General features: G+C 65.4%; 18 protein-coding genes and 2 pseudogenes. 8 read left to right on the top strand and 12 right to left on the bottom strand.

Going from position 1 to position 22,975, the window contains the following annotated elements:
- Positions 1–53: 53 nt before the first annotated feature.
- From ACNANG_RS21235 to kdpF, 8 genes and pseudogenes are all read right to left on the bottom strand, one after another.
- Positions 54–1,067, bottom strand: coding sequence for a YihY/virulence factor BrkB family protein (locus tag ACNANG_RS21235; RefSeq protein WP_420224670.1), 1,014 nt, complete (start codon positions 1,065–1,067; stop codon positions 54–56).
- Between the two features lie 88 nt (positions 1,068–1,155).
- Positions 1,156–1,299 (bottom strand): hypothetical protein, encoded by a 144-nt coding sequence (locus tag ACNANG_RS21230; protein ID WP_420224669.1) that lies wholly within the window; start codon positions 1,297–1,299, stop codon positions 1,156–1,158.
- A gap of 84 nt (positions 1,300–1,383) precedes the next feature.
- Positions 1,384–2,088: a two-component system response regulator KdpE gene (gene kdpE / locus ACNANG_RS21225; RefSeq protein ID WP_420224668.1), complete on the bottom strand. Its 705-nt coding sequence runs from the start codon at positions 2,086–2,088 to the stop codon at positions 1,384–1,386.
- Positions 2,088–4,757 carry a DUF4118 domain-containing protein gene (locus ACNANG_RS21220; protein WP_420224667.1) on the bottom strand — a complete coding sequence of 890 codons (2,670 nt, stop codon included), beginning with the start codon at positions 4,755–4,757 and terminating at the stop codon, positions 2,088–2,090. Before ACNANG_RS21220 ends, kdpE begins: the two co-directional genes overlap by 1 nt.
- 75 nt (positions 4,758–4,832) lie before the next feature.
- Complete coding sequence (gene kdpC, locus ACNANG_RS21215; RefSeq protein WP_420224666.1) at positions 4,833–5,462, bottom strand: potassium-transporting ATPase subunit KdpC; 630 nt, start codon at positions 5,460–5,462, stop codon at positions 4,833–4,835.
- Positions 5,463–5,471: 9 nt separating this feature from the next.
- Positions 5,472–7,549, bottom strand: a pseudogene (gene kdpB / locus ACNANG_RS21210) (potassium-transporting ATPase subunit KdpB).
- A gap of 16 nt (positions 7,550–7,565) precedes the next feature.
- On the bottom strand, positions 7,566–9,344 hold the full coding sequence (kdpA, locus tag ACNANG_RS21205) for a potassium-transporting ATPase subunit KdpA (protein WP_420224665.1): 1,779 nt from the start codon (positions 9,342–9,344) through the stop codon (positions 7,566–7,568).
- Entirely contained in the window at positions 9,344–9,433 is a 90-nt protein-coding gene (gene kdpF / locus ACNANG_RS21200; RefSeq protein ID WP_420224664.1) for a K(+)-transporting ATPase subunit F, read from the bottom strand. The genes kdpA and kdpF overlap by 1 nt, the downstream gene beginning before the upstream one ends.
- Before the next feature lie 287 nt (positions 9,434–9,720).
- Here kdpF and ACNANG_RS21195 point away from each other — a divergent pair, with 287 nt between their 5' ends.
- Entirely contained in the window at positions 9,721–10,236 is a 516-nt protein-coding gene (locus ACNANG_RS21195; RefSeq protein WP_420224663.1) for a TorF family putative porin, read from the top strand.
- A 16-nt stretch (positions 10,237–10,252) separates the two neighbouring features.
- Here the strand turns inward: ACNANG_RS21195 and ACNANG_RS21190 are convergent.
- Together ACNANG_RS21190 and ACNANG_RS21185 are read right to left on the bottom strand one after the other, a co-directional pair.
- Positions 10,253–11,865: pseudogene (locus ACNANG_RS21190) on the bottom strand (gamma-glutamyltransferase family protein).
- Positions 11,866–11,912: 47 nt separating this feature from the next.
- Positions 11,913–12,911 (bottom strand): Bug family tripartite tricarboxylate transporter substrate binding protein, encoded by a 999-nt coding sequence (locus ACNANG_RS21185; protein ID WP_420224662.1) that lies wholly within the window; start codon positions 12,909–12,911, stop codon positions 11,913–11,915.
- Positions 12,912–13,111: 200 nt separating this feature from the next.
- On the opposite strand from ACNANG_RS21185, the gene ACNANG_RS21180 reads away from it, so the two are divergent.
- The 6 genes from ACNANG_RS21180 (at position 13,112) to ACNANG_RS21155 (ending at position 19,556) form a co-directional block, all read left to right on the top strand.
- Positions 13,112–13,990 (top strand): LysR family transcriptional regulator, encoded by an 879-nt coding sequence (locus tag ACNANG_RS21180; protein WP_420224661.1) that lies wholly within the window; start codon positions 13,112–13,114, stop codon positions 13,988–13,990.
- Between the two features lie 132 nt (positions 13,991–14,122).
- A complete protein-coding gene (locus ACNANG_RS21175; RefSeq protein ID WP_420224660.1) occupies positions 14,123–14,587 on the top strand; it encodes a YsnF/AvaK domain-containing protein in 465 nt (154 codons plus the stop codon).
- 67 nt (positions 14,588–14,654) lie between these two features.
- A complete protein-coding gene (locus tag ACNANG_RS21170) occupies positions 14,655–15,671 on the top strand; it encodes a YsnF/AvaK domain-containing protein (protein ID WP_420224659.1) in 1,017 nt (338 codons plus the stop codon).
- Positions 15,672–15,931: 260 nt separating this feature from the next.
- Positions 15,932–17,047, top strand: a complete 1,116-nt coding sequence (locus ACNANG_RS21165) for a hypothetical protein (RefSeq protein ID WP_420224658.1) — start codon at positions 15,932–15,934, stop codon at positions 17,045–17,047.
- Complete coding sequence (mutS, locus tag ACNANG_RS21160; protein ID WP_420224657.1) at positions 17,044–18,486, top strand: DNA mismatch repair protein MutS; 1,443 nt, start codon at positions 17,044–17,046, stop codon at positions 18,484–18,486. The genes ACNANG_RS21165 and mutS overlap by 4 nt, the downstream gene beginning before the upstream one ends.
- Before the next feature lie 56 nt (positions 18,487–18,542).
- Positions 18,543–19,556, top strand: a complete 1,014-nt coding sequence (locus ACNANG_RS21155; protein ID WP_420224656.1) for a hypothetical protein — start codon at positions 18,543–18,545, stop codon at positions 19,554–19,556.
- A gap of 28 nt (positions 19,557–19,584) precedes the next feature.
- Here ACNANG_RS21155 and ACNANG_RS21150 read toward each other — a convergent pair whose 3' ends face one another.
- Positions 19,585–20,175 (bottom strand): FKBP-type peptidyl-prolyl cis-trans isomerase, encoded by a 591-nt coding sequence (locus ACNANG_RS21150; protein ID WP_420227619.1) that lies wholly within the window; start codon positions 20,173–20,175, stop codon positions 19,585–19,587.
- 129 nt (positions 20,176–20,304) lie between these two features.
- On the opposite strand from ACNANG_RS21150, the gene ACNANG_RS21145 reads away from it, so the two are divergent.
- Positions 20,305–21,507 (top strand): JmjC domain-containing protein, encoded by a 1,203-nt coding sequence (locus tag ACNANG_RS21145; RefSeq protein ID WP_420224655.1) that lies wholly within the window; start codon positions 20,305–20,307, stop codon positions 21,505–21,507.
- A 680-nt stretch (positions 21,508–22,187) separates the two neighbouring features.
- Here ACNANG_RS21145 and ACNANG_RS21140 read toward each other — a convergent pair.
- Positions 22,188–22,970, bottom strand: a complete 783-nt coding sequence (locus ACNANG_RS21140) for an MBL fold metallo-hydrolase (protein ID WP_420224654.1) — start codon at positions 22,968–22,970, stop codon at positions 22,188–22,190.
- Positions 22,971–22,975 lie beyond the last annotated feature (5 nt).

The raw sequence follows: 22,975 nt of genomic DNA, 5'->3' as shown, positions 1-22,975 counted from the left end.
GGCAATCCCGCCCGCGCGGCGATCGCCGTGCGGGCGGGAGGCCATGATACCAATCAGGTCGGGCTGCGGCGGTAAGGCATGGGCTTGCGGGACGCCAGGCGCGGCATCAGCGGTTGTACCGCCGGGATGGCGGCAGGCTGGGCGTTCCCCGAGCCGGCGCCGTCATCGGACTTGCTGGGCGGCAGGCTGGATTGCTTGCCGGTATCGGTGTCCACGCCTTCGTTAGCGCGCGAGCCGTGTTCGTTGGCATAGACCCAGGTAAATTCCGCGCCGAGCAAGAACACCTGCGCCGCGTAGTACACCCACAACAGCACCACCACCAGCGAGCCGGCCGCCGCAAATGACGACGTGACCGAACTCTTGCCGATGTACAAGCCGATCAGCAGCTTGCCCACCTCGAACAGCAAGGCGGTCACGAAGGCGCCCACCCACACGTCGCGCCAGGCGATCTTGGCCTGGGGCATCATCTTGAAAATCAACGCGAACAGCACGGTGGTGATGGCCAGCGATACGGCAATGTTCAGCATGCGCATCAGCACTTCCCAGCCGGGAAACAGATCCGTGGCATAACTGCCCACCGCGGCCAGTCCGGCGCTGATCACCAGAGACACCATCAGCAGGAAAGCCAGACACAGCACCAGGCCAAACGACAGCAGGCGAGCGCGGATCGTCGACAGGATGCCGCTTTGCTTTTGTTCTTCGGGCACCTGCCAGATACGATCCAGCGCGCTTTGCAGTTCGGCAAACACGGTGGTTGCACCGAAGATCAACACCGCCACGCTGACGATGGTGGCCACGATGCCCGCCGCAGGCTTGTCGGCGCTGGCGATCAGGCTTTGCACGCCGGAAGCGCCTTCCTGCCCGATCATGGACGTGAGCTGGCCGTACAGCTGGCCTTCGACGGCCTCACGGCCCCAGATGAAACCGGCGACCGACAGCACAATGATGAGCAACGGCGCCATCGAGAACACGGTGTAGTAGGAAATGGCGGCGCCCATGCTGGGTGCGTAATCGTCCACCCATGCGTTGACCGACTTCTTGGCGAGGACGAAAAAACGTTTGATCATGCGCTGCCCATTTGCCGGCAAGGCCGGTAGTGAGTGAAAGGAGAGATTTCACCAGCGCATCAGCAAAAACCGTTCCTATACGCCAGACCTATCGTGTCGACGACACACCGACGTCGACCAGGCCATACACTTCCACGCCACTGCGGCTGGTCGTCTCGTTGGGCGTGCGCGGGTACGACTGGCAAGCGGCGCACAGGGTCAGAATGAAAAGGGACATCAGAACAGGTTTCATGCAGGCCTCCGGCCAAGTTACCGGTATGGGGAATCCCACAGAGTGCCACGTGTCCGCCGGGCCGGCCCGCCCGTCATGCAACTGTCAGTGACCGGCCGCGTCTTCCACCAGGCGGTAGCCGACCGCCGTTTCGGTCAGGATGTGACGCGGCTGCGCGGCATCGTCTTCCAGTTTCTGGCGGAGGTGGCCCATGTACACCCGCAGATAGTGGCTGCTGTCGGACCGGCCGGGTCCCCACACGGCGCGCAGCAGTTGTTGATGCGTCATCACCCTGCCGACGTTGGCGATCAGCACGCCCAGCAGCCGGTATTCGATCGGCGTCAGGTGCACTTCGGCGCCGGCCTTGCGCACGATGCGCGCGCCTTGGTCGACTTGCACATTGCCGAACGTGAACACGGGCGACCCGGTCCGGTCGTTGCGCGATCGCCGCAGGTTGGCCCGCACCCGCGCCATCAGCTCGGCCACGCCAAACGGTTTGACCAGGTAGTCGTCGGCGCCGGCGTCGAGCGCCTTGACCTTGTCGGTTTCGTCGGCCCGGGCCGACAGCACAATCACCGGCACCGACGACCAGTTGCGCACATCGCGGATCAGTTCGGCGCCGTCGCCGTCGGGCAGCCCCAGGTCCACGATCACCAGGTCGGGCCGGCGCGTGCCGATGTCGATCAGGCCGCGCCTGACGGTATCGGCTTCGACCACGCTCCAGCCTTCGCCTTCCAGCGCGGCGCGCACGAAGCGGCGGATCTGCGGTTCGTCTTCGATCACTATCGCGGTAGGCAAGGGGTCGGACATCAGGCGGTTTCCGGTAAAGCGGGCAGTTCGGCATCGGCATCGATGACCGGTGGCGTGCCCAAGGGCAAAGTAAACGTCAGGGCTGCGCCGCCCTGCGGCGCCGCGCCGGCCGAAATATGGCCGCCATGGGCATCGATGATCGCGCGGCAGATGGCCAGGCCCAGTCCCACGCCGGGCGTGGCCGATTCGGCATCCCCGCGCGTGAACTTGTCGAACAGCCGGTCCGACCGGCCTGGCGGCAGACCGGGACCGTCATCGGCCACGGTCACGTGCAGGTCCTTGCCCACGCAAGCGGCCGACACAGTGATGCGCGCGGTGGGCGGCGTGTACTTTGCGGCGTTCTCCAGCAGGTTGGCCAGCACCCGTTCAATCAGGACGGCATCGAATTCAACCAGCGGCAGATCGGGTGGCAATGCGACCGTGACCGTGCGCAGACCCAACTGACGGCGCACGGACTGGATCGCCGTCCCGACGATCTCTTCCAGCGACTGCCATTCGCGCCGCAAGCTGATCGCGCCACTTTGTATCCGCGCCATGTCCAGCAGGTTGGCGACCAGCGTGCTCATGTGCATGACTTCGTCGCGGATGGCATGCACACGTTCCAATTGATCGGACGATAACGCTGGCGGCACGGTGGCCAGCGATTCGGCCAGCCCGGCCAGCACCGTCAGCGGCGTGCGAATGTCATGCGACATGGCCGACAGCAAGGAATTACGCAGGCGTTCGGCTTCCATGCCGACCAGGGTCTGACGCGCCACGTCGGCGTAGTGCACCCGCTCCAGGGCGATGGCGATCAGGCTTGCAAAGGTGTCGAGCTGGCGTTGCTGCTCGGGGATCAACAGCCAGCGCGGGTCTTGCGGGCGGATGGCAAGCACACCGCGAATGCGCATGGGCGCGCGCAGCGGCACATAGCGAAAAAGACTTGCGGGCAAGGTGTCGGTGCTCAGACCGGCCTGCCTGTCCTGGTCGCACGCCCACTGCGCAATGCCCAGGTCCAGGCCGTCGGGGGCCGGGTCGGGCATCACCAGGGCATCGTCATCACCGGGCAGCAGCAGTACCACCTGGCTGCCAAAGGCGGACGACAGCGTGCTGCCGGTCGACTCGACCACCTGTTCGCGCTGCAAGGCGCCCGACAGATCCCGCGCGAATTCAAACAGCTTGCGGGCGCGCGTTTCGCGGTGGGCGGAAATGCGCGCCTGGAAGCGCAGGCCGGCCGTCAGTTGCCCGACGATCAGGCCAACGGCGAGCATCACGCCAAAGGTCAGCACATACTGGGCGTCATTCACCGTGAACGACAGGATAGGCGGAATGAAGAACAGGTCGAAGGCCGCGACGTTCAGCAACGCCGCCAACGCCGCCGGTCCCCGCCCCTGGCGCACCGCGATCCCCACCACGCCCAGCAGGAACAGCATGGCGATATTGGTGGGTTCGAGCAGGTCTGCCAACGGTTGCAGGCAGACGGTCGCGATCACCGCGCCCAGCACGGGCCACAGGTAGGCGGTCCAACGGCTTCGGCCCGCTGCCGGACGGGGAGCGCCGGCCGCCATGGCACGGGCGCCGCGGGTGGCCAGACCCGACGGCAACGGCGTATCGCTGCGTGGCGCGCCGATCCGCACCACGTCCAGATCGGCGCCGCATCGTGCAATCTCGCCACCTATCGACCGCCACGGCCAGGGGCGCAGCCAGGCCCCCACCGCGTGTGAACGCGCCGGCCCCATGACCAGGGTCGACAGATTGTGTTCGCGGGCATGGTCGACCAGCGCTTGCGCCACGTTGGCGCCGGTCAGCACGGCGGTGGTGGCCGACAGGGTCTCGGCCAGGTGCAAGGTGGCCAGCACCCGCATGCGTTCGTTGCGCGGGGTACGTTGCAGGGCGGGGGTTTCCACATAGACGGCATGCCAGGCAATGTTGAGCCGGCCCGCCAGCCGTGCGGTGCTGCGCACCACCTGCTCGCCTTCCGGCCCGGGTCCGACGCAGGCCAGCAAGGCTTCCTGCGTACGCCACACATCGCGGATCGATTGGGCATCACGGTAGTCCTGCACGTCGCCCTGCATGCGGTCGGCCATGCGGCGCAGCGCCAGTTCGCGCAGCGCGATCAGGTTCCCCTTGCGGAAGAAGTGCTGCGCCGCCCGTTCCGCCTGCGGAGCCACGTACACCTTGCCCGCCCTGAGCCGCGACAGCAATTCATCGGCTGGCACGTCCACCATCACGACTTCGTCGGCATCGTCGAACACCGAATCGGGCAAGGTCTCCTGCACCCGGATGCCGACAATGCCCGCAACGACGTCGTTAAGACTTTCCAGGTGTTGAATATTGAGCGTGCTCAGCACGTCGATACCCGCGGCCAGCAGGTCTTCGACGTCCTGCCACCGCTTGGGGTGCCGGGACCCTGGCGCGTTCGAGTGCGCCAGTTCGTCCACCAGCAGCAGCCCCGGCCGGCGGGCCAGCGCCGCGTCCAGATCGAACTCGGCCAGATCGCGGCCGCGATGCGGTACCGCGCGCAGCGGCAACTGCGCCAGGCCCTCGGCCCGCGCCGCGGTATCGGCGCGGCCGTGGGTCTCGACCACGCCGACCACGACGTCCACGCCCTTGGCCAAGGCCTCATGCGCCGCGGTTAACATGGCGTAGGTCTTGCCGGCGCCGGCCGACGCGCCGATGTAGATCCGCAAACGCCCCCTTCCGGCGCGCAATCTCGTCGCTGCGCAAGCGGTCAAGCAACTGGTCGGGATCGGGACGCGTCGTCGTCATTTCGCCTTGTCGGTCGAAGCCAGGGGTGTCGGAACATTCGGGGCCGAGGCCTTGGGCAGGGAGTCCAGCAAGGCCAGGTTCAAGGCCAGCACGTTGACGCGCGGCTCACCCAGGAAGCCCCATTGTCGCGCTTCCTTGTGCGTTTCCACCAGCGCACGCACCGTGTCGGCCGTCAGTCCGCGCGCCGCCGCCACCCGGCCGACCTGGTAATACGCGCCGGCCAGACTGATGTGCGGATCCAGACCGCTGGCCGACGCGGTGACCAGATCGACCGGCACCGGCAGGGTGTTGGACGGATCGGCGGCTTTCAGGGTATCGATCCGGCCCTGGATGGCCTGGATCAGTGCCGGGTTGGTCGGACCCAGGTTGGACCCCGACGAAGCCGCCGCGTTGTAGGGCGCGGGCGCGGTGGCCGACGGACGGCCCCAGAACAGGCCCGGGTCGCTGAAGGCCTGGCCGATCAGCAACGAGCCGACCACCGTGCCGTGGTGCCGGACCAGGCTGCCCTGCGCCTGGTCCGGAAACAGCGCGCCCCCGGCGCGCGCAAGAAGCCACGGATAGACCAGGCCGGTCACCACCGACAGCAAGACGAACAGCGTCAGGGCAGGACGGAACAGTTGGCGCATGAGGATTCCTTAGACAAGATCAAGAGCGGCGAGCGCCATGTCGATCAGCTTGATGCCGACGAACGGAGCGATCAGGCCACCCAGGCCGTACACCAGCAGATTGCGGCGCAGCAGCGCGTTGGCGCCCACGGCGCGATACGCGACGCCACGCAGGGCAAGCGGAATCAGCGCGACGATGATGACGGCATTGAAGATGACGGCGGACAGGATGGCGGATGATGGACTCGCCAGCCCCATGACATTGAGCGCGCTCAATTGCGGATAGGTCGCCACGAAAGCGGCCGGGATGATGGCAAAGAACTTGGCGACGTCATTGGCGGTCGAGAAGGTCGTCAGTGCGCCCCGGGTCATCAGCAACTGCTTGCCGGTTTCAACGATTTCCAGCAGCTTGGTCGGATTCGAATCCAGGTCGACCATATTGCCCGCCTCTTTCGCGGCCTGCGTGCCCGTGTTCATGGCGACGGCCACGTCGGCCTGGGCAAGTGCCGGCGCATCGTTGGTGCCATCGCCTGTCATCGCCACCAGGCGGCCTTCGGACTGGTAATCGCGGATCAGTTTCAGTTTGGCTTCGGGCGTGGCTTCGGCCAGGAAGTCATCGACCCCGGCCTCGGCGGCGATGGCCGCGGCAGTCAACCGGTTGTCGCCGGTGATCATGATGGTCTTGATGCCCATGCGGCGCAGCTCGGCGAAGCGCTCCTTGATGCCCCCTTCACGATGTCCTTGAGCTCGACCATGCCCTTGACCTCGCGGCCGTCGGCCACCACCAGCGGCGTGCTGCCGTTGCGAGCGGCGGCGTCCACCGCGGCCTGCACGTCGGCCGGGAAGGCGCCGCCCAGGGCTTCGATATGCTGCCGCACGGCCTGCGACGAGCCCTTGCGGATCTGGCGCGGACCGCCCTCGCCCGGCAGGTCGATCCCGCTCATGCGGGTCTGCGCCGTGAAGGGGACGAAGGTCGCTGACAGGCTGGCCATGTCGCGTTCCCGGACATTGAAGCGCTGCTTGGCCAGCACGGCAATGCTGCGGCCTTCGGGTGTTTCGTCGGCCAGCGACGCCAGCTGCGCCAGGTCCGCAAGCGCCTGTTCCGACACCCCCGAGGCGGGCACGAAGGCGGACGCCTGCCGATTGCCAAGGGTGATGGTGCCGGTCTTGTCGAGCATCAGCACGTCGACGTCCCCCGCGGCTTCCACCGCGCGGCCCGAGGTCGCGATGACGTTGGCCTGCATCATGCGGCTCATGCCGGCCACGCCAATGGCGGACAGCAGCCCGCCGATGGTGGTCGGTATCAGACATACGAGCAGCGACACCAACGCGGTGATCGTGACGACCGAGCCCGCGCCGGATGACGTCACCGCGTAATACGAGAACGGCAGCAAGGTCACGGTGACGACAAGGAATACCAGCGTCAGCGCCACCAGCAGGATGGTCAGCGCGACCTCGTTCGGTGTCTTCTGGCGCTTTGCGTTCTCCACCATCGCGATCATGCGGTCCAGGAAGGCTTCACCCGGATTGACCGCGACCCGCACGATCAGCCAGTCGGACAGCACGCGGGTGCCGCCTGTGACCGCCGAAAAATCGCCGCCCGATTCGCGGATCACTGGCGCCGATTCGCCGGTGATCGCGCTTTCATCGACCGACGCCACGCCGTCGAGCACTTCTCCGTCAACCGGCACCAGGTCGCCGGCCTGGACCAGCACCAGATCGCCTTTGCGCAGGTCGGTGGACGGCACGTCGCGCCAGCCCCCGGCCCGGTCTGGCCGCGCCAGTTTCTTGGCGGTGGTGCTTTGCTTGAGCCCGCGCAACGAAGCTGCCTGCGCCTTGCTGCGGCCCTCGGCCATGGCCTCGGCAAAGTTGGCGAACAGGACCGTGAACCACAGCCAGGCGGTAATGGCGAGAATGAAACCGGCCGGGGCCTCGCCTTCACCCCATAGCGCCTGCAGCCACAAGGCGGTCGTCAGCATGCTGCCGACATACACCACGAACATGACCGGGTTGCGCCATTGCACGCGGGGGTCGAGCTTGATGAATGCGGCCTTGGCCGCGCCAGCGGCCAGCGCCGGATCCCACAGGGAAAAAGAATGTCGTGTCATGGAAGTCTCGGGTTCCTCAGTGGCCGGGATGCAGCACGAGGTGTTCGACGATCGGCCCGAGGGCGAGCGCCGGAACGAAATTGAGCAGACCGATCAGCACCACGGTGCCCACCAGCAAGGTCACGAACAGGGGCCCATGCGTCGGCAACGTGCCTGCGGTGACGGGAACGCGTTTCTTGGCCGCCAGCGAGCCCGCCAGCGCAAGCACGGCCACGATCACGGCAAAGCGCCCCACCCACATGGCCACGCCCTGCAACGTGTTGTAGAACGGCGTGTTGGCCGACAGTCCGGCAAAGGCGCTGCCGTTGTTGTTCGCGCCCGAAGTCAGTGCGTACAGCATCTCGGAAAAGCCATGCGGGCCGGGATTGGCCAGACCCGCCAGGCCATCCGGATGCACGCCGGCCAGCGCGGTGCCGACCAGGGTCAGAATCGGTGCGGCAAGGAGCGCGATCGCAGCCATCTTCATGTCGAACGGTTCGATCTTCTTGCCCAGGTATTCGGGGGTGCGGCCTATCATCAGGCCTGCCAGGAACACGGCCACCAGCGCCACCACCAACATGCCGTACAGGCCCGTGCCAACGCCGCCAAACACCACTTCACCCAATTGCATCAGCACCATGGGACCCATGCCGCCCAGCGGCGTGAAGGAGTCGTGCATCGCGTTCACCGCGCCGCACGATGCGGCCGTGGTCACGGTTGCAAACAGCGCCGATGCACCGATACCAAAGCGCGTTTCCTTGCCTTCCATGTTGCCGCCGGCCTGGCTCATGCCGTAGGACTGGTCCACGCCCAAGGCCGCGATCAACGGGTTGCCCTGCTGTTCCGCGGCGATGGTGCCGGCGGCCACGACCACGAAGATCAGCGTCATGGCGGCCAGCACGGCCCAGGCCTGGCGCAGGTCCCCCACCAGCTTGCCGAACATGAAGCACAAGGCCGTCGGGATCAGGAAGATGGACAGCATCTGCAGCAGGTTCGTCAGCGCCGTGGGATTTTCGAACGGGTGCGCCGAATTGGCATTGAAGAACCCGCCGCCGTTGGTGCCCAGCATCTTGATGGCTTCTTGCGACGCCACGGGGCCCATGGCGATGGACTGCGTGGCATCCGCCCCACCCTGCAGCGTCGTGACCGACAGGTAGGTATCCAGGGTCTGCACCACGCCCTGGCTGATCAGGAAGAGCGCAAAGAGCACCGACAACGGCAGCAGCACATACAAGGTGACGCGGGTCAGGTCCACCCACGCATTGCCCAGCGACGCACTGGATCGCGCGGCCAAGCCGCGAATCAGTGCGAACACGACAGCAATGCCGGTCGCGGCCGAGAGGAAGTTCTGCACGGTCAGCCCCAGCATCTGCGTCAGGTAGCTCATCGTGGTTTCGCCTGAGTACCCTTGCCAGTTCGTGTTGCTGGCAAAGCTGATCGCGGTGTTGAAGGCCGAATCGGCACTGACGGCCGACAGGCCCTGCGGATTCAGTGGCAGGGACAGCTGAAACCGCTGCAAGCCGTACACCGCCAGCACACCGATCAGATTGAAGATCAGCAGTGACAAGGCATACGGCTTCCATCCCATGCCCTGCGCGGGGTCCACGCCTGCCAGCCGGAACATGCCGCGTTCGAATCGCGCACCGCGTGACAGCGCTGCGGGAAAGCGGCCGTCGGCGACACGTGTGAGCCACATTCCCAAGGGCCATGCCGCCGCAAATAGAACGACCAGGAACACGACCAGCAGCATCCAGGACTGGCCGGTGATCAGTGCATCGGTCGTTGCATCGGTCAACGGGTTGGTTGCGGAAGTCATCAGAAGTCCTCCGCGCGGAACAGGGCCACCAGCAGATAGACGAACAGCCCGGCGGCCAGCACGCCGCTTACGATCATGATCGCGTTCACGGGCGGGCTCCCACCGAGGCGCCCAGCCGGTCGCACAGCGCGACCAGGCCCACGGTGAGGCCGAACAACCCTGCCGTCAGGGCCAGAAAAATCAGATCCATACATGCCTCATACCGATGTCTTGACGAGGCTTCCAGCGTAGGCAGATGCCTGTCAATTCGGTATAGAAAGGCGGGTGCGCGGTATCAAGAAAGCGTAAAGACGCCCGGTCTTGACAGCTTTTTTGCAGGCGAGTCCCTACTGTGTCGGCACGCCGGGCATGCGTTCCCGGCACCCTGACCACAAGGATGAATTCGATGATGATCCGACCCGCACTGCTTGCATGTCTGCTGGGCAGCCTGGGCGCCACCGCCGCTGCGCAGACCTCTTCCCCGGGTATTTCGCCCTTGTTTGCCACATTTGCCAACGACGTGACCGTGACGGCGAATGTGGCAATTGCCAATGAATATCGCTATCGTGGTATCGGCCAGACCAACGGCCGCCCGGCGCTGCAAGGCGGCTTCGACCTGGCCCATGCGAGCGGCTTCTATGTGGGCAACTGGAATAGCAACATCAGCTGGCTGTCGGACTCAAACGCCCAGGTGTCGTCGTCACTGGAAATGGATGTGTATGGCGGCTACAAGGGCACGACCGGACCGGTCGCCTGGGATATGGGGGTGCTGCGCTACGCCTACCCCGGCAGCCGGCCGGAACTGTCGGCAGCATGGCTCGACACCAACGCGGACCGCGGCGTGTACACGAACACGCGCGGCCGCTATCTTGGCAAGGGGATGGTCCTGATCAGTCTGGTCCGGACCTTCTGAAGGCCGGACGCCGGATTCAGAAGCCAGCAGCCGCGCCATCGCGGCGCGGATCGCTGGCGGCCACGTAGCCCTGCGTGGCCGGATCGCCCATCTTCCAGATGAACTGCCCTGCCCCGAAGTCCTGGTACGAGTCGTTGATGATGGCCGGGCGATGGCCACGCGCCGCCAGTCCGGCCACCACGTCGGCCGGCATCGCGCTTTCCAGATTGATCTCCAAGCCGGCGTTGTAGCGCCAGCGCGGTGCATCGCACGCGGCCTGCGGATTCTGCTGGTAGTCGAGCATGCGGACCAGGGTCTGCATGTGCCCCTGCGGTTGCATATTCCCCCCATGACACCAAAGCTCATGACCGGCTGCCCGTCTTGCGTCAGGAAGGCCGGAATGATGGTGTGGAAGGGGCGCTTGCCCGGCGCCACGACATTGGCGCTGACCGGATCCAGCGTGAAACCGAAGCCGCGGTTCTGCAGGCTGATGCCGAATTCCGGTTCCACCACGCCCGATCCGAAGCCCTGGAAATTGCTCTGGATGAAACTGACCATCATGCCGTTTTCATCGGCCGCGGTCAGGTAGATGGTGCCGCCCTTGACGGGGTTGCCGAAGCCGAAGTCCTGCGCCTTGTTGCGGTCGATCAGCTTGGCTCGCGAGGCCAGATAGGCGTCGTCCAGCAGGTGCGCGGCGGTGACCCGCATGTGTTCGGGATCGGCAACGAATTCATAGACGTCGGCAAAGGCCAGCTTCATGGCCTCGATCATCAGGTGCTGCGTCTCGGCCGAGTCCACGCCGTGTTCGGCCACGTCGAACTGGTCAAGAATGCCCAGTGCGATCAGCGCGGCAATGCCCTGCCCGCTCGGCGGGATTTCGTGCAGCGTATAGCCACGGTAATCCCGCGAAATCGGCGTGACCCAGTCGGCACGATGGTTGGCCAGGTCCTGCTTCGTCAACGATCCGCCCAGCTCTTTGGAAAACGCCACCAGCGCATCGGCAATGTCGCCTTCATAGAAGGACTTGCCCTTGCTTGCCGCGATCGAGCGCAACGCGCGCGCCGCTGCCTTGAACTGGAACAGTTCGCCAATATCGGGCGCGCGGCCCCAGGGCATGAAAGCCTGGGCAAAACCTGGCTGGCCTTTAAGCTCGGCAGCGCCGGCCGCCCATTTCTGGCGCACCACCGGCGGCACCAGGTAGCCCCGTTCCGCGATCTCGATCGCAGGCGCCATCAGGTCCGCGAACGGCAGCTTGCCGAACCGTTCGCTCAGCGCCGTCCATGCGCTGACGGCGCCTGGCACCGTCACCGAATCAATGCCGCGCCTGGGGGGCGTGACCTGGCCATGGCCATACTTGTTCGAAAAATAGTCCGGCGTCCACGCCTGGGGCGAACGGCCCGATGCGTTCAGGCCATGCAGCTCCCTTCCGTCCCACAGGATGCAGAACGCATCCGACCCCAGGCCGTTGCTGACCGGCTCGAGCAAGGTCATGCATGCCGCGGTGGCGATGGCGGCGTCGACCGCGTTGCCGCCGGCCGCCAGCATCCGCAGGCCGGCTTGCGACGCCATCGGGTGCGACGTCGAAACCACGTTACGGGCGAACACTGGAATGCGCGCCGAAGGATAGGGATTGGAAAAATTGAATTGCATGGTAAGCCGCTGTGTCCTGTATAGATGCCCGAGGGCATGTCTCCGAGTTATTGCGCGGTAATGCCGAACGCCTTCAGGTCACGACCCCATTGGGTCAATTCAGCATCGATCTTCTGGCGCATCTGTGCGGGCGTGTTGGTCGACGGTTCGACGCCCTGCGCGGCCAGCATGGCCTGCACTTCGGGCTTGGCCACCGCCTTCTTCACTTCGGTGGCCAGGCGCTCGACGATCGCGGGGTCGGTGCCACCGGTCGTGAAGACGGCGTACCAGGTCGAAAATTCGTAGCCTGGCACGCCGGCTTCGGCGATGGTCGGAATGTTCGGCAGCGACTTGACACGTTCCTTGGTGGTCACGGCCAGGATCTTGGTCTGGCCGGTTTTGGCCGACTGCAACGCCGGTGGAATGCCCGAAAATGTCATCTGCACCTGACCGCCGCTGACGTCGGTCAGGGCCTGCGAATTGCCGCGATAGGGCACGTGCACGATGTTGACGTTGGCCTGCTTGGCGAACAGCGCGCCGGCCAGGTGCAGCGTCGAACCATTGCCCGATGACGCGTAGTTCAGCGTACCCGGATCCTTGCGCGCCAGCGCGACCAGTTCCTTCACGCTGTTCGCCGGCACGGCGGCGTTGACCAGCAGCACGTTGCCCGACTCGGCCACCAGCGACACCGGCGCCAGGTCCTTGCGGGGATCGAAACTCAGCTTGCTGGCCAGCAGGGGCGCCACGGTGTTGCTGCCGGTCGAACCCAGCAGCAGCGTGTAGCCGTTGGGCTGGGCCTTGGCCACCACGTCGGCGGCGATCAGGCCACCCGCACCCGCGCGGTTTTCCACCACGATGGTCTGCCCCATGCTCTGCTGCATTTCTTTCGCGATGATGCGGGCGATCACGTCATTGCCGCCGCCTGCCGCGAAGCCGACCACCATCTTCAGGGGCTGCGACGGGTAGGTATCGGCCGCAACGGCCTGGGCGCCCCACTGAGTGGAGGCAAGGACCGCCAGGCCCAGCAGCGAACGGCGGGTAACGGACAGGGGTGACAGGGTCGACATGATGATGTTCCTTGGCGATTTGTCGCTCGATGGCGGAGGGGCTGGCGGACGGCGGGACCGCAGTCCCAGGGCCTTCCGACGTCATGAAGAGGATTGTGCGAGCCGTCTTCACCAAAGAAAAGCGAATATTGCTTTAGAGTCACGAAAGGAAAACTTTCGAGAACTTTCCGTTTTGGTGCATCTTCAGCAAGGAAGTCCTCATGTCCAGCATCCGTCTTTTCAGAACCTTCCTGGCCGTTGCCGCCGAAGGCTCCTTCACTGGCGCCGCCCATCGGGTCGCCCTGACCCAGGCCGCCGTCGGACTGCAGATGCGCACGCTGGAAGACGACCTGAAGCGCAAGCTTTTCACCCGCCACGGGAAAGTTGTCGTTCTCAACGATCACGGCCGGGCGCTGCTTCCCTTGGCGCGCCAGATGATGAGCGTGTACGGCCAGATGCTGGAACATCCGGACGCGCCGGAACCCATGAGCGGCACCGTCCATCTAGGCGCCATCGTGTCGGCGCTTCCGCGGCTGCTGCGCGCCACCTTGTCCTTGAAGCAGCGGCATCCAGGTCTGGACCTGCATGTATCGGCCGCAAAGTCAGTGGAACTGGTCGCGCAGGTCGATGCCGGCAAGCTCGACTGCGCCGTCCTGGTGCGCGACCCCGGCGAAAGCCGGCCGACGCTGGTGTGGCAATCCTTGTACGCCGAACCGATGGCGCTGGTCGCCCCGCCCGACTCACGCGAAACCGATATCAAGGTGTTGTTGGAGCACTATCCCTTCATCCGGTTCGACCGGCAGGAACAGACCGGACAGTTGGTCGAACGCACGCTGCGCCGCCTCCGCGTCCGGCCAAGTGAATTCCTGGAATTGAATTCGCTGGAGGCGATCGCCGACCTGGTCCGATCGTCGCTGGGCGTCTCGATCCTGCCCCTGCCGCGCGCCAGCGCCTGGCACCAGGATCCCCGGCTGCGCGTGCTGCCGATCGTGGCCACCACCGAAGCGCGGCAGATCGCACTGGTTCGCTGGCGCGACGCGTCAAAGTCCGCCGTGATCCAGGCGGTCGGGCAGGAACTGATGGCGCAGGATACGCCATGACGATCCCGGTGCCAGCGGCAGGCCGTCCCAAGGCTGGGCTGCCATAAGGGTGCAGCTGGGGTGCAGCGGTTCAGCATTCGGGCACGACCGTTGCGGTAAGCCGCGTGTCACGCCAACTACCCGGAGTTCCGCATGCCTGACCGCCAGCCGACGGCGCCTGCTGCACCGACCCACATCGTGGCCGACGATGCGCCGGTGCGGCTGGCCGTGGTCGAAGAACAGATCACGGTCGGCGTGGAGCGGCACGAGACCGGCGCTGTCCGCGTGCGCAAGGTCATCCACGATGACATCGTGGATGTGCCCGTCACCCTGCGCAGCGAACAGGTCGATATCCGCCATGTACCGGAAAACCGCCCGGTGGACAGCGAATACGGTCCCCGCCAGGTCGGCGACACCTGGATCGTGCCGGTCTTCGAATACGTCCCCGTTACCGAACTGCGCCTGATGTTGAAGGAGGAGATCCACATCACGCGCCGCACTGTCGAACAGGAGGTCATCCACACCGTACCGGTCCGCAAGGACACCCTGATCGTGGAACGCCGGCAGGGACTGGCCGGCGAATGGATCCCCGACGATCCGCCCGCCACTCCACCCTGACTGCGCCACCGCGCCATCGCACAGGCAGCGGCAGCGCCGCGGCCACCCCACATAAAAAGGTAACCCCATGAACCAGACCATTATTGGCACATTCGACAACACCACCGACGCCGACGACGCCGTGCGCGATCTCGTCGACGCTGGCGTATCCCGCTCGGCCATCCAGATCCATTCGCAGGAAACCGGCACGACGCCGCCTGACGAAGGCACGACGCACGTGTCGGGTGACCACGAGCACGCGCAACACGGATTCTTCGAACGCATCGAACACTTCTTCTCCAACCTGGTGGGCGACAGCGACCGGCCTGCTGAATTCAGCCACTATCACGAGGCCATCCGCCGCGGAGGCGCACTAGTATCGGTGGAGGTGCAAGACGCCGATGACTTCGACCGGGTCAGGCGGGTGCTCGATGACGCGGGCGCGGTGGATATTGATGAGCGTGCGGCGCAATGGCAGAGCACCGGCTACACGCCCTACAGTGTTGGCGGCAGCACGTCATCGGCCGCCGGGTATACAGGCGGCCAGGCCGGCGGAAGTGTCCCGGGGGCGAGCCAGGACATGGCGCCTGGACGCACGATGGCTGCGGGTCAGACGCTCAGTTCGGCCGATACCTCGCAGGACTTGCACGCGCGTGAAGCAACCCCCGGTCTTGGCTCCACCACCGCCGGTCTCGGGTCTGGCGCCGTGACCGGTGAACAGGCGATTCCGGTCGTCGAAGAAGAGCTTGCCGTCGGCAAACGCAAGGTCCAGACCGGCGCCTACCGCGTGTACAGCCGGCAGACCGAGACGCCAGTGACCGAGAACGTCACCCTGCGCGAGGAACACGCGTCCATCGAACGTCGTCCGGTCGATCGGCCAGCCACCGAGGCGGATCGGACATCCGCCTATGTCGAGGTCAAGGAAACCGACGAAACGCCGGTAATCCAGAAAACCGCGCGGGTGGTCGAAGAAGTCGTGGTGGGCAAGGAATCGTCGCAACGCACCGAGACCATTCACGACACCTTGCGCGGAACGGAAGTGGAAGTCGAGCGGGTGGACGGTGACGGCAAGAATGACGGCACACTGAAGACGCCACGTCCCTGAGGCGTCGGTGTTACCTGATCAAGGCGTGGCGTCCCGCTTCGCCTTGATCGCCGAATACGCTTCCTGCACGTCCATCGCTGCCCAAGTGTTCCAGGTCATGCGCCCCTTCCGGCTCGTTTAGGTCGTCGTTCGCACTCTCATGGTCAAATACCCCTTTGGCCCGACCCGCGACCGCTATCTCCTGAATGACACTTCCCGACACTGCTGGGCACACGCCCATGATGGCCCAATATCTTCGGCTTAAAGCCGAGGCCGGGTCGATGCTGCTGCTCTACCGCATGGGTGACTTCTACGAACTGTTCTATGACGATGCCGTCAAGGCATCGCGCATGCTGAATCTGACGCTGACGACGCGCGGCGCATCGAATGGCGTGCCGATCAAGATGTGCGGCATGCCGCACCACTCGGTCGAGCAATACCTGGCGCGGCTGGTGAAGCTGGGCGAGTCGGTGGCGATTTGCGAGCAGATCGGCGATCCGGCCACCTCGAAAGGTCCGGTCGAACGCCGCATCGTGCGCATCGTGACCCCCGGCACGCTGACCGACGACGCGCTGCTGCCGGCCAAGGCCGACCGCGCCATTGCAGCCGTGTGTGTCGGGACCAGCAAAGGCAAGGGCGCCACCGGCCGCTGCGGCGTGGCATGGCTGAATCTGGCCAGCGGCGAGTTCCGGCTGACCGAGTGCGTGCTGGGTCAGCTGGCGAGCGAACTGCATCGCATTGCGCCGGCCGAAGTCGTGCTGATCGAAGGCCAGCCGCTGGCGGTGGACTATGTCGCGTCGATCAGCCCGGTGCCGGACTGGCACTTCGAAAGCAGCGGCGCGCGCCAGCAGCTCCTCAACCATTTCAGGGTCGATTCGCTGGCCGGCTTCGACGTGGACGACATGCCCGAAGCCGTGTGCGCCGCGGGCGCCCTGCTTCGTTATGTGTCGCACACGCAGTCGCAGGCGCTGGCCCACGTGCAGCAGCTCAGCGCCGACCGCGCCAGCCAGTATGTCCTGCTCGACCCGGTCACGCGCCGCAATCTGGAGCTGACCGAAACCTTGCGGGGCGAAGAATCGCCCACGCTGTTTTCGGCGCTGGACCACAACAAGACGCCGATGGGCAGCCGGCTGCTGCGCCGCTGGCTGCATCATCCGCTGCGTGACAACGCCACCGTGGCCGCGCGGCAGGAAGCGATTGCGATGCTGCTGGCCGGCGGCGATCCGCGCACCCTGCAGACCGCCCTGGCGCCGCTGCCCGACGTGGAACGCATTGCCGCGCGCGTCGCGCTGCGGTCGGTGCGCCCGCGCGAACTGGCCAGCCTGCGCGACGCCGTCGCGCTGACCCCGGCCCTGCACACAACGCTGACCGAATTCGTGTCGGCGGGGGACAATTGACCGACGGCGTGTCGAAGCTGGCCGAACTGGCCGCGCAGATCGTGATCGACCCCGAGATCGGCGCCCTGCTGTCGCGTGCGATCGCGCCCGAGCCCAGCGTCAATGTGCGCGACGGCGGCGTCATTGCCACGGGCTTCGACACCGATCTGGACGAGTTGCGGACCCTCGAATCGCATACCGGTGACTTCCTGGTGCAGCTCGAGGCGCGCGAACGCGAGCGCACCGGCATTGCCAATCTGCGAGTGGAATTCAACCGCGTGCACGGCTTCTTCATTGAAGTCACCCGCGGGCAGACCGACAAGGTGCCTGACGACTATCGCCGCCGGCAGACCCTCAAGAACGCCGAACGCTATATCACCCCGGAACTGAAGACCTGGGAAGACAAGATCCTGTCCGCCCAGGACCGGGCGCTGGCCCGCGAAAAATGGCTGTTCGAACAGCTGCTGGACCAGATGGCGCCCCACGTACGGTCGTTGACGCAGGTGGCCGCGGCACTGGCGGAAATCGATGTGCTGGCCTCGCTTGCGGTCCACGCACGCGACCACGACTGGGTGCCGCCGCAGTTGCTGGACACGGCCGACGTCGTGATCGAACAGGGCCGCCATCCTGTCGTGGAACGCGTGATCGAACGCTTCACGCCGAACGACTGCCGGCTGGGCCGCACGCGCCGCATGCTGCTGATCACCGGCCCGAACATGGGCGGCAAATCGACCTACATGCGGCAGACGGCGCTGATCGTGCTGCTGGCCCGCATCGGCAGCTTCGTGCCGGCGCGGTCCGCCAGCATTGGCCGCATCGACCGGATCTTCACGCGGATCGGGGCGGCCGACGACCTGGCCGGTGGCCGGTCCACCTTCATGATGGAGATGATCGAAGCCGCTGCCATCCTGTCCGCCAGCACGGCCGACAGCCTGGTGCTGATGGACGAGATCGGCCGCGGCACATCGACCTATGACGGCCTGTCACTGGCCTGGGCGATCGCGCATCAGCTGGTCACCCACAACCGTGCGCTGACCCTGTTCGCGACCCACTACTTCGAGTTGACCCGCCTGCCGTCCGTGCAGCCCGAAGCGGCCAACGTACACCTGGCCGCGGCGGAGTCACACAAGGGCATTGTGTTCCTGCACGAGGTCCGCGATGGTCCGGCCAGCCGCAGCTACGGGATCCAGGTGGCGCAGCGCGCCGGCATTCCGTCGGCCGTGGTGCGCATGGCGCGCCGCGAACTGGAAAAGCTCGAAACGCAGGGCGCCCAGGTGCCGCAACTGCCCCTGTTCAGTCCGCCGCCCGAGACAGCGGCCAATGACGAGGCGGCGGCCGATGCTGTGGCGGCCGACGCCGTCAAGGACGCATTGACGGCCATCGATCCTGATGTTTTGAGCCCACGCGAAGCCCTGGACGCCCTGTACCGGCTGAAGAGCCTTCTACAATCGGCGTCATGATCCGTCCGCTTCGCGCTTGCCGCCGCCTGCCTTGTCCTCCCGTCGTTCCCCTTGTCATGGCGGGGCGCGTCCGGCGTGGACTGCTGGCCGCCATCTGCGCAATGGCCTGCGGCGGCTGGGCCGCGCCGTCCGGCGCCGTGACCGAATCCTCGTACGCCGCCCGCCGCGGCTTCAATTTCGCGGTGATAGGCAATACCCCCGCGGGGTCGCGCGACGAGGGCACCGTGGTCAATGTGCTGACGCAGATTGGCCGGGAAGCCGATCTGATCGTGCATGTGGGCAATGTGAAGCGCGAATCGGAACGATGCGATGACGCCACCTACCAGCGCCGGCACGATCTGTTCAACGCCAGCCCGGTTCCCTTCGTGCTCGCGCCTGGCAGCAACGACTGGGCGACCTGCGATCGCGATCTTGCCGGTCAGTTCGGCCCGGTGGAACGCCTGAACCGGCTGCGGGAACTGTATTTCGAGTCATCCCAAACGATGGGGACGATCACGCTGGGCGTGCAACGCCTGAGCGACACCGCACGCTATCGCAGCTACCCCGAAAACGCGCGCTGGGAATACGGCGACGTGCTGTTCGTCACCCTGAACATGCCTGGCACCCACAACAACTATCGCACCGGCGCGGGCCGCAATGGCGAGTACGAAGAACGCATTCTGGCCAACGCCTTCTGGCTGCGGCAGGCCTTTTCGACGGCCACCCGCGACAAACGCAAGGCAATCGTGATTGCCTTCGATGCCGACCCGCATTTTGACGGGCAGCAGAATCTGACGGCCAGCGACGGGCGCGATCCTTTTGCCGAATTCAAGGCGACCCTGGCGCGCCTGGCGGCCAAGTTTCCGGGCGACGTGCTGATCGTGCATGGCGCGGCGCCCGGCGTCGGCACCCCACCCAAGCCCGACCATCCGCTCAAGGTCAACGGCAAGCCGCTGGAGAACGTCATGCGCATTCGCGCCTATGGCGCCGGAAGCGCGGCATTCTGGATCAAGGTCGAGGTGGAACCGGGCCGCAAGGGCCAGATCCGGGTCGAGAACCGGAATGCGGTGGCGGAACCGCCGCGGCCCTGAAGAGGTAGAAGCCGAGCCGGCGCCAGGATCAGTGCAGTACGCCCGGGTTGCGGCGCGATTCGATCAACGCATCCAGCACGTCTTCGTCGTCGTCTTCGTCAGCGCCTTCGGCATGGCCCTGTTCGATTTCTTCGGGATCCGCCGGGCGCACGCCCAGCAGCTTGATACGCACCCGCAGCGCCATGCCGGCGTAGGGATGGTTCGCATCCAGCACCACTTTGTCTTCGGACAGGTCCGTCACGACGAAAATCAGCGAGTCTTCGGACAGTTCGTCATCGTCATCGGCTTCCGTCACGGTCGGGCCGTCGCCCTCGTCGCCTTCCGGTCCCGGCACGCCTTCGAACTGCATGCCGACTTCCAGCGGTTCAGGAAACCGCGAGCGCGGTTCGACCCGCAGCAGGTCGGCGTCGTAGTCGCCAAACGCATCACTGGGTTCAAGATGGAAGGTATCTTCAAAGCCGACCTGCTTGCCTTCAATGGCGTCATCCAGGCGCGGCAGCAGGCTGTCGAGCCCGCGATGCAGGAAGCTGACCGGGCCGCCGCTGTCGTCCAGGGCCTCGCCGTCGGTATCGGTGATCCAGAATTCCACGGTGACGACCGTGTTTTCGCCGACTGTCAGTGCGGAATCAAGTTTGGAATCGGCCATTTTAGGGACATCCGTAATCTGTACTGGTAATCCGGCAGTTTACAGTCTGGCGCGGGAATGGTGCCCGTCCGGGCTTGTTACCACCTTGTTATGATCGCGGCCATGAATGCTAACGAATCCACCGCCCTGCTTGCCGGCCTGACCCCGGCCCAATTCATGCAACGTCACTGGCAGAAAAAGCCCCTGCTGATCCGTGGCGCCCTTCCCGACTTCCGCCCGCCGCTGTCCATTGCGGAGGTCAAGCGGCTGTCACGCCGGGACGAGGTCGAATCCCGCCTGGTATGGCGCGAGGCAGGCCAGTGGCAAATGGAATCAGGCCCCTTCGCCCGCCTGCCGCCGGCCAAGGAGCGGGAGTGGTCGCTGCTGGTACAGGGCGTGAACCTGCACGACGACGCAGCCGCCGCGCTCATGCACCGCTTCCGGTTCGTGCCAGACGCGCGGCTGGACGATCTGATGATCAGCATCGCCACCGACGGCGGCGGGGTGGGCCCCCACTTCGACAGCTATGACGTCTTCCTGCTGCAGGCGGTGGGCCAGCGCCGCTGGCGTATCGGCAAGCAGAAAGATCTGAGCCTGGACCCCGACGCACCGCTCAAGATCCTGTCGAACTTCACGCCGACCGAAGAGTTCGTGCTGAACCCGGGCGACATGCTGTATCTGCCCCCCGCCTATGCACATGACGGGATCGCCGAAGGCGAATGCATGACGATCTCGATCGGGTTCCGGTCGCCTTCGCTGGTCGAACTTGCGCGGGGCATGCTGGAGGCCGCGGCCGACCAGTTGTCGGACCGGACGCCAACGCCGCTCAAAGGGTACTATCGCGACCCCGGCCAGCCCGCTGTCGACCAGCCCGCCGCCCTGCCCGAGACCCTGGTGGACGCAGCCCTGACCGCTGCCGCGGCCGTGCCGCTGGACCGTACCCTGGCCAGCCGCTTCCTGGGTTGCTGGCTGACGGAGCCCAAACCCGACGTCGTGTTCGACACCGTCGACATGGACGCCCTGCCTGACCTGGCCGAAGACTGGCCTGCCACCGGCCAGCTGAAGCTGGACCGGCGGACCTTGCTGATCTACCGCGAGCGCACGGCGTTCATCAACGGAGAAATGATCGACCATCCGGCCAGCGCCGCCCTGCGCCAGCTGGCGGACGACCGCGTATTGGACTGCGCCGATCCCGCGTGCCGCAAGCTGACGGATAGCGAGCGCAGCATGCTGACGGATTGGCTGGACGATGGCTGGCTGCACTATGCGAACCCTTCGGATGCCCCAGCTGCCGCCTCGCCCGGCAGGACACGCGCCCGGCGTTAAGCCGGAAACTGTCGGCCCGGCGTAAGCAAGACGTGATAAAGCGACGGACTCGAAACGCTTTCGCACATTCTTGACCGAACTGATACACAAATTGCTTACGTGAGACTTACTTTTTGCCCTCATCGTGGCAAAAGCCTGACCGGGCTGCTAAAATTTACACTTGTCCAGATCGCGGTTGTAGATCTGAGTAGAAGCATTTGCTGGCTACGCCGAAGGCCCGGACATCTACCGGAAATAGCGCTATTTCTAGTTCGTTTTTGATCTCCGATCACTACTATAAATTCTAAGGATCTACTATGAAAAAGACTCTGCTCTTGGCATCGATGCTTGCAATCGCCCTGTCGGCTTGCGGCAAGAAAGAAGAAGCCGCTGTTCCTGCTGACACGACCCCGCCTGCAGTGACCACGCCGGCACCGGCTCCTATGGAACCCACCACCCCGCCAGCAGTTGACCCGGCCGCTCCCGCAGCCCCGATGACGCCTGCTGATCCGGCTGCTCCTGCTACCGCTTCCTAAGTAGCACGGGTCGAACACCCGGGCGTTTATCCGATCGGATATCCCCCCATCGCAGGCGAACCCCCGCCGCGCCTGGGTCAGACCACTGGGATACCTGCCGCATGCAAGTGCGGCATGATAAAAGCCAGCTTTCGAGCTGGCTTTTTGTTGTCCGCACCTACGGTGCTATCCGCCGATCACTTCCCAGTCGAACCCTTGGGATTGATCGGCAATGCCCACTTCTTCCGGCAACCAGCCCAGGATGGGCGCCAGGGCCATCTGCGCCAGGATCGGCGCATTGTTCTGCTTGCTCAGGTGGGCGGCGTGCACGCGTTTGAGCCGGCTGCGATCGACCGCCTTGAGCACGGCAGCGGCGGCAGCGTTGGACAGATGCCCGAGCCGGCCGGAAATACGCATCTTGAGGGAATACGGGTACGCGCTTTCGGCCAGCAGGTCGGGGCAATGATTGCATTCCAGCACCAGCGCATCGCAGCCGGACAGCATGCGGTGCACATGCGGTGTGCCCTCCCCCAGGTCCGTCAGCACGCCCAGGCGGCGCGCGCCGTCCGTCATCACGAATTGCACCGGTTCGCGGGCATCATGCGGGACAGGAAAAGGAAGGATCTGCAGGGCGCCGATCCCGAACGGGATGTGGCTGTCGCACCGGACCACCCACATGCCATCGGGGATCTTGTGCGCGACCGCGGCATGCGTGCCGGTGGTCAGGAAGACGGGAACGTTGTGCTTGCGGGCCAGCTTGAACACGCCGCCGATGTGGTCGCCGTGTTCGTGCGTGACCAGAATGCCGCTCAGGCTGCCGGGTTCCAGGCCTCGAGCCAGCAGGCGCCGTTCGATTTCGCGCAGCCCGAAGCCGCAGTCGATCATGATGCGCGTCGTGCTCGCGCCTTCGGTGGCTTCGACAACGAGGGCGTTGCCCTCGCTGCCGCTGCCCAGACTGGTGTATCGCATCAGAC

The sequence above is a fragment of the Pigmentiphaga litoralis genome (assembly GCF_048632615.1).
In the GTDB taxonomy this organism is placed as follows: Bacteria; Pseudomonadota; Gammaproteobacteria; order Burkholderiales; family Burkholderiaceae_B; genus Pigmentiphaga; species Pigmentiphaga litoralis_B.
This window is presented reverse-complemented; position numbering and strand designations above follow the sequence as displayed.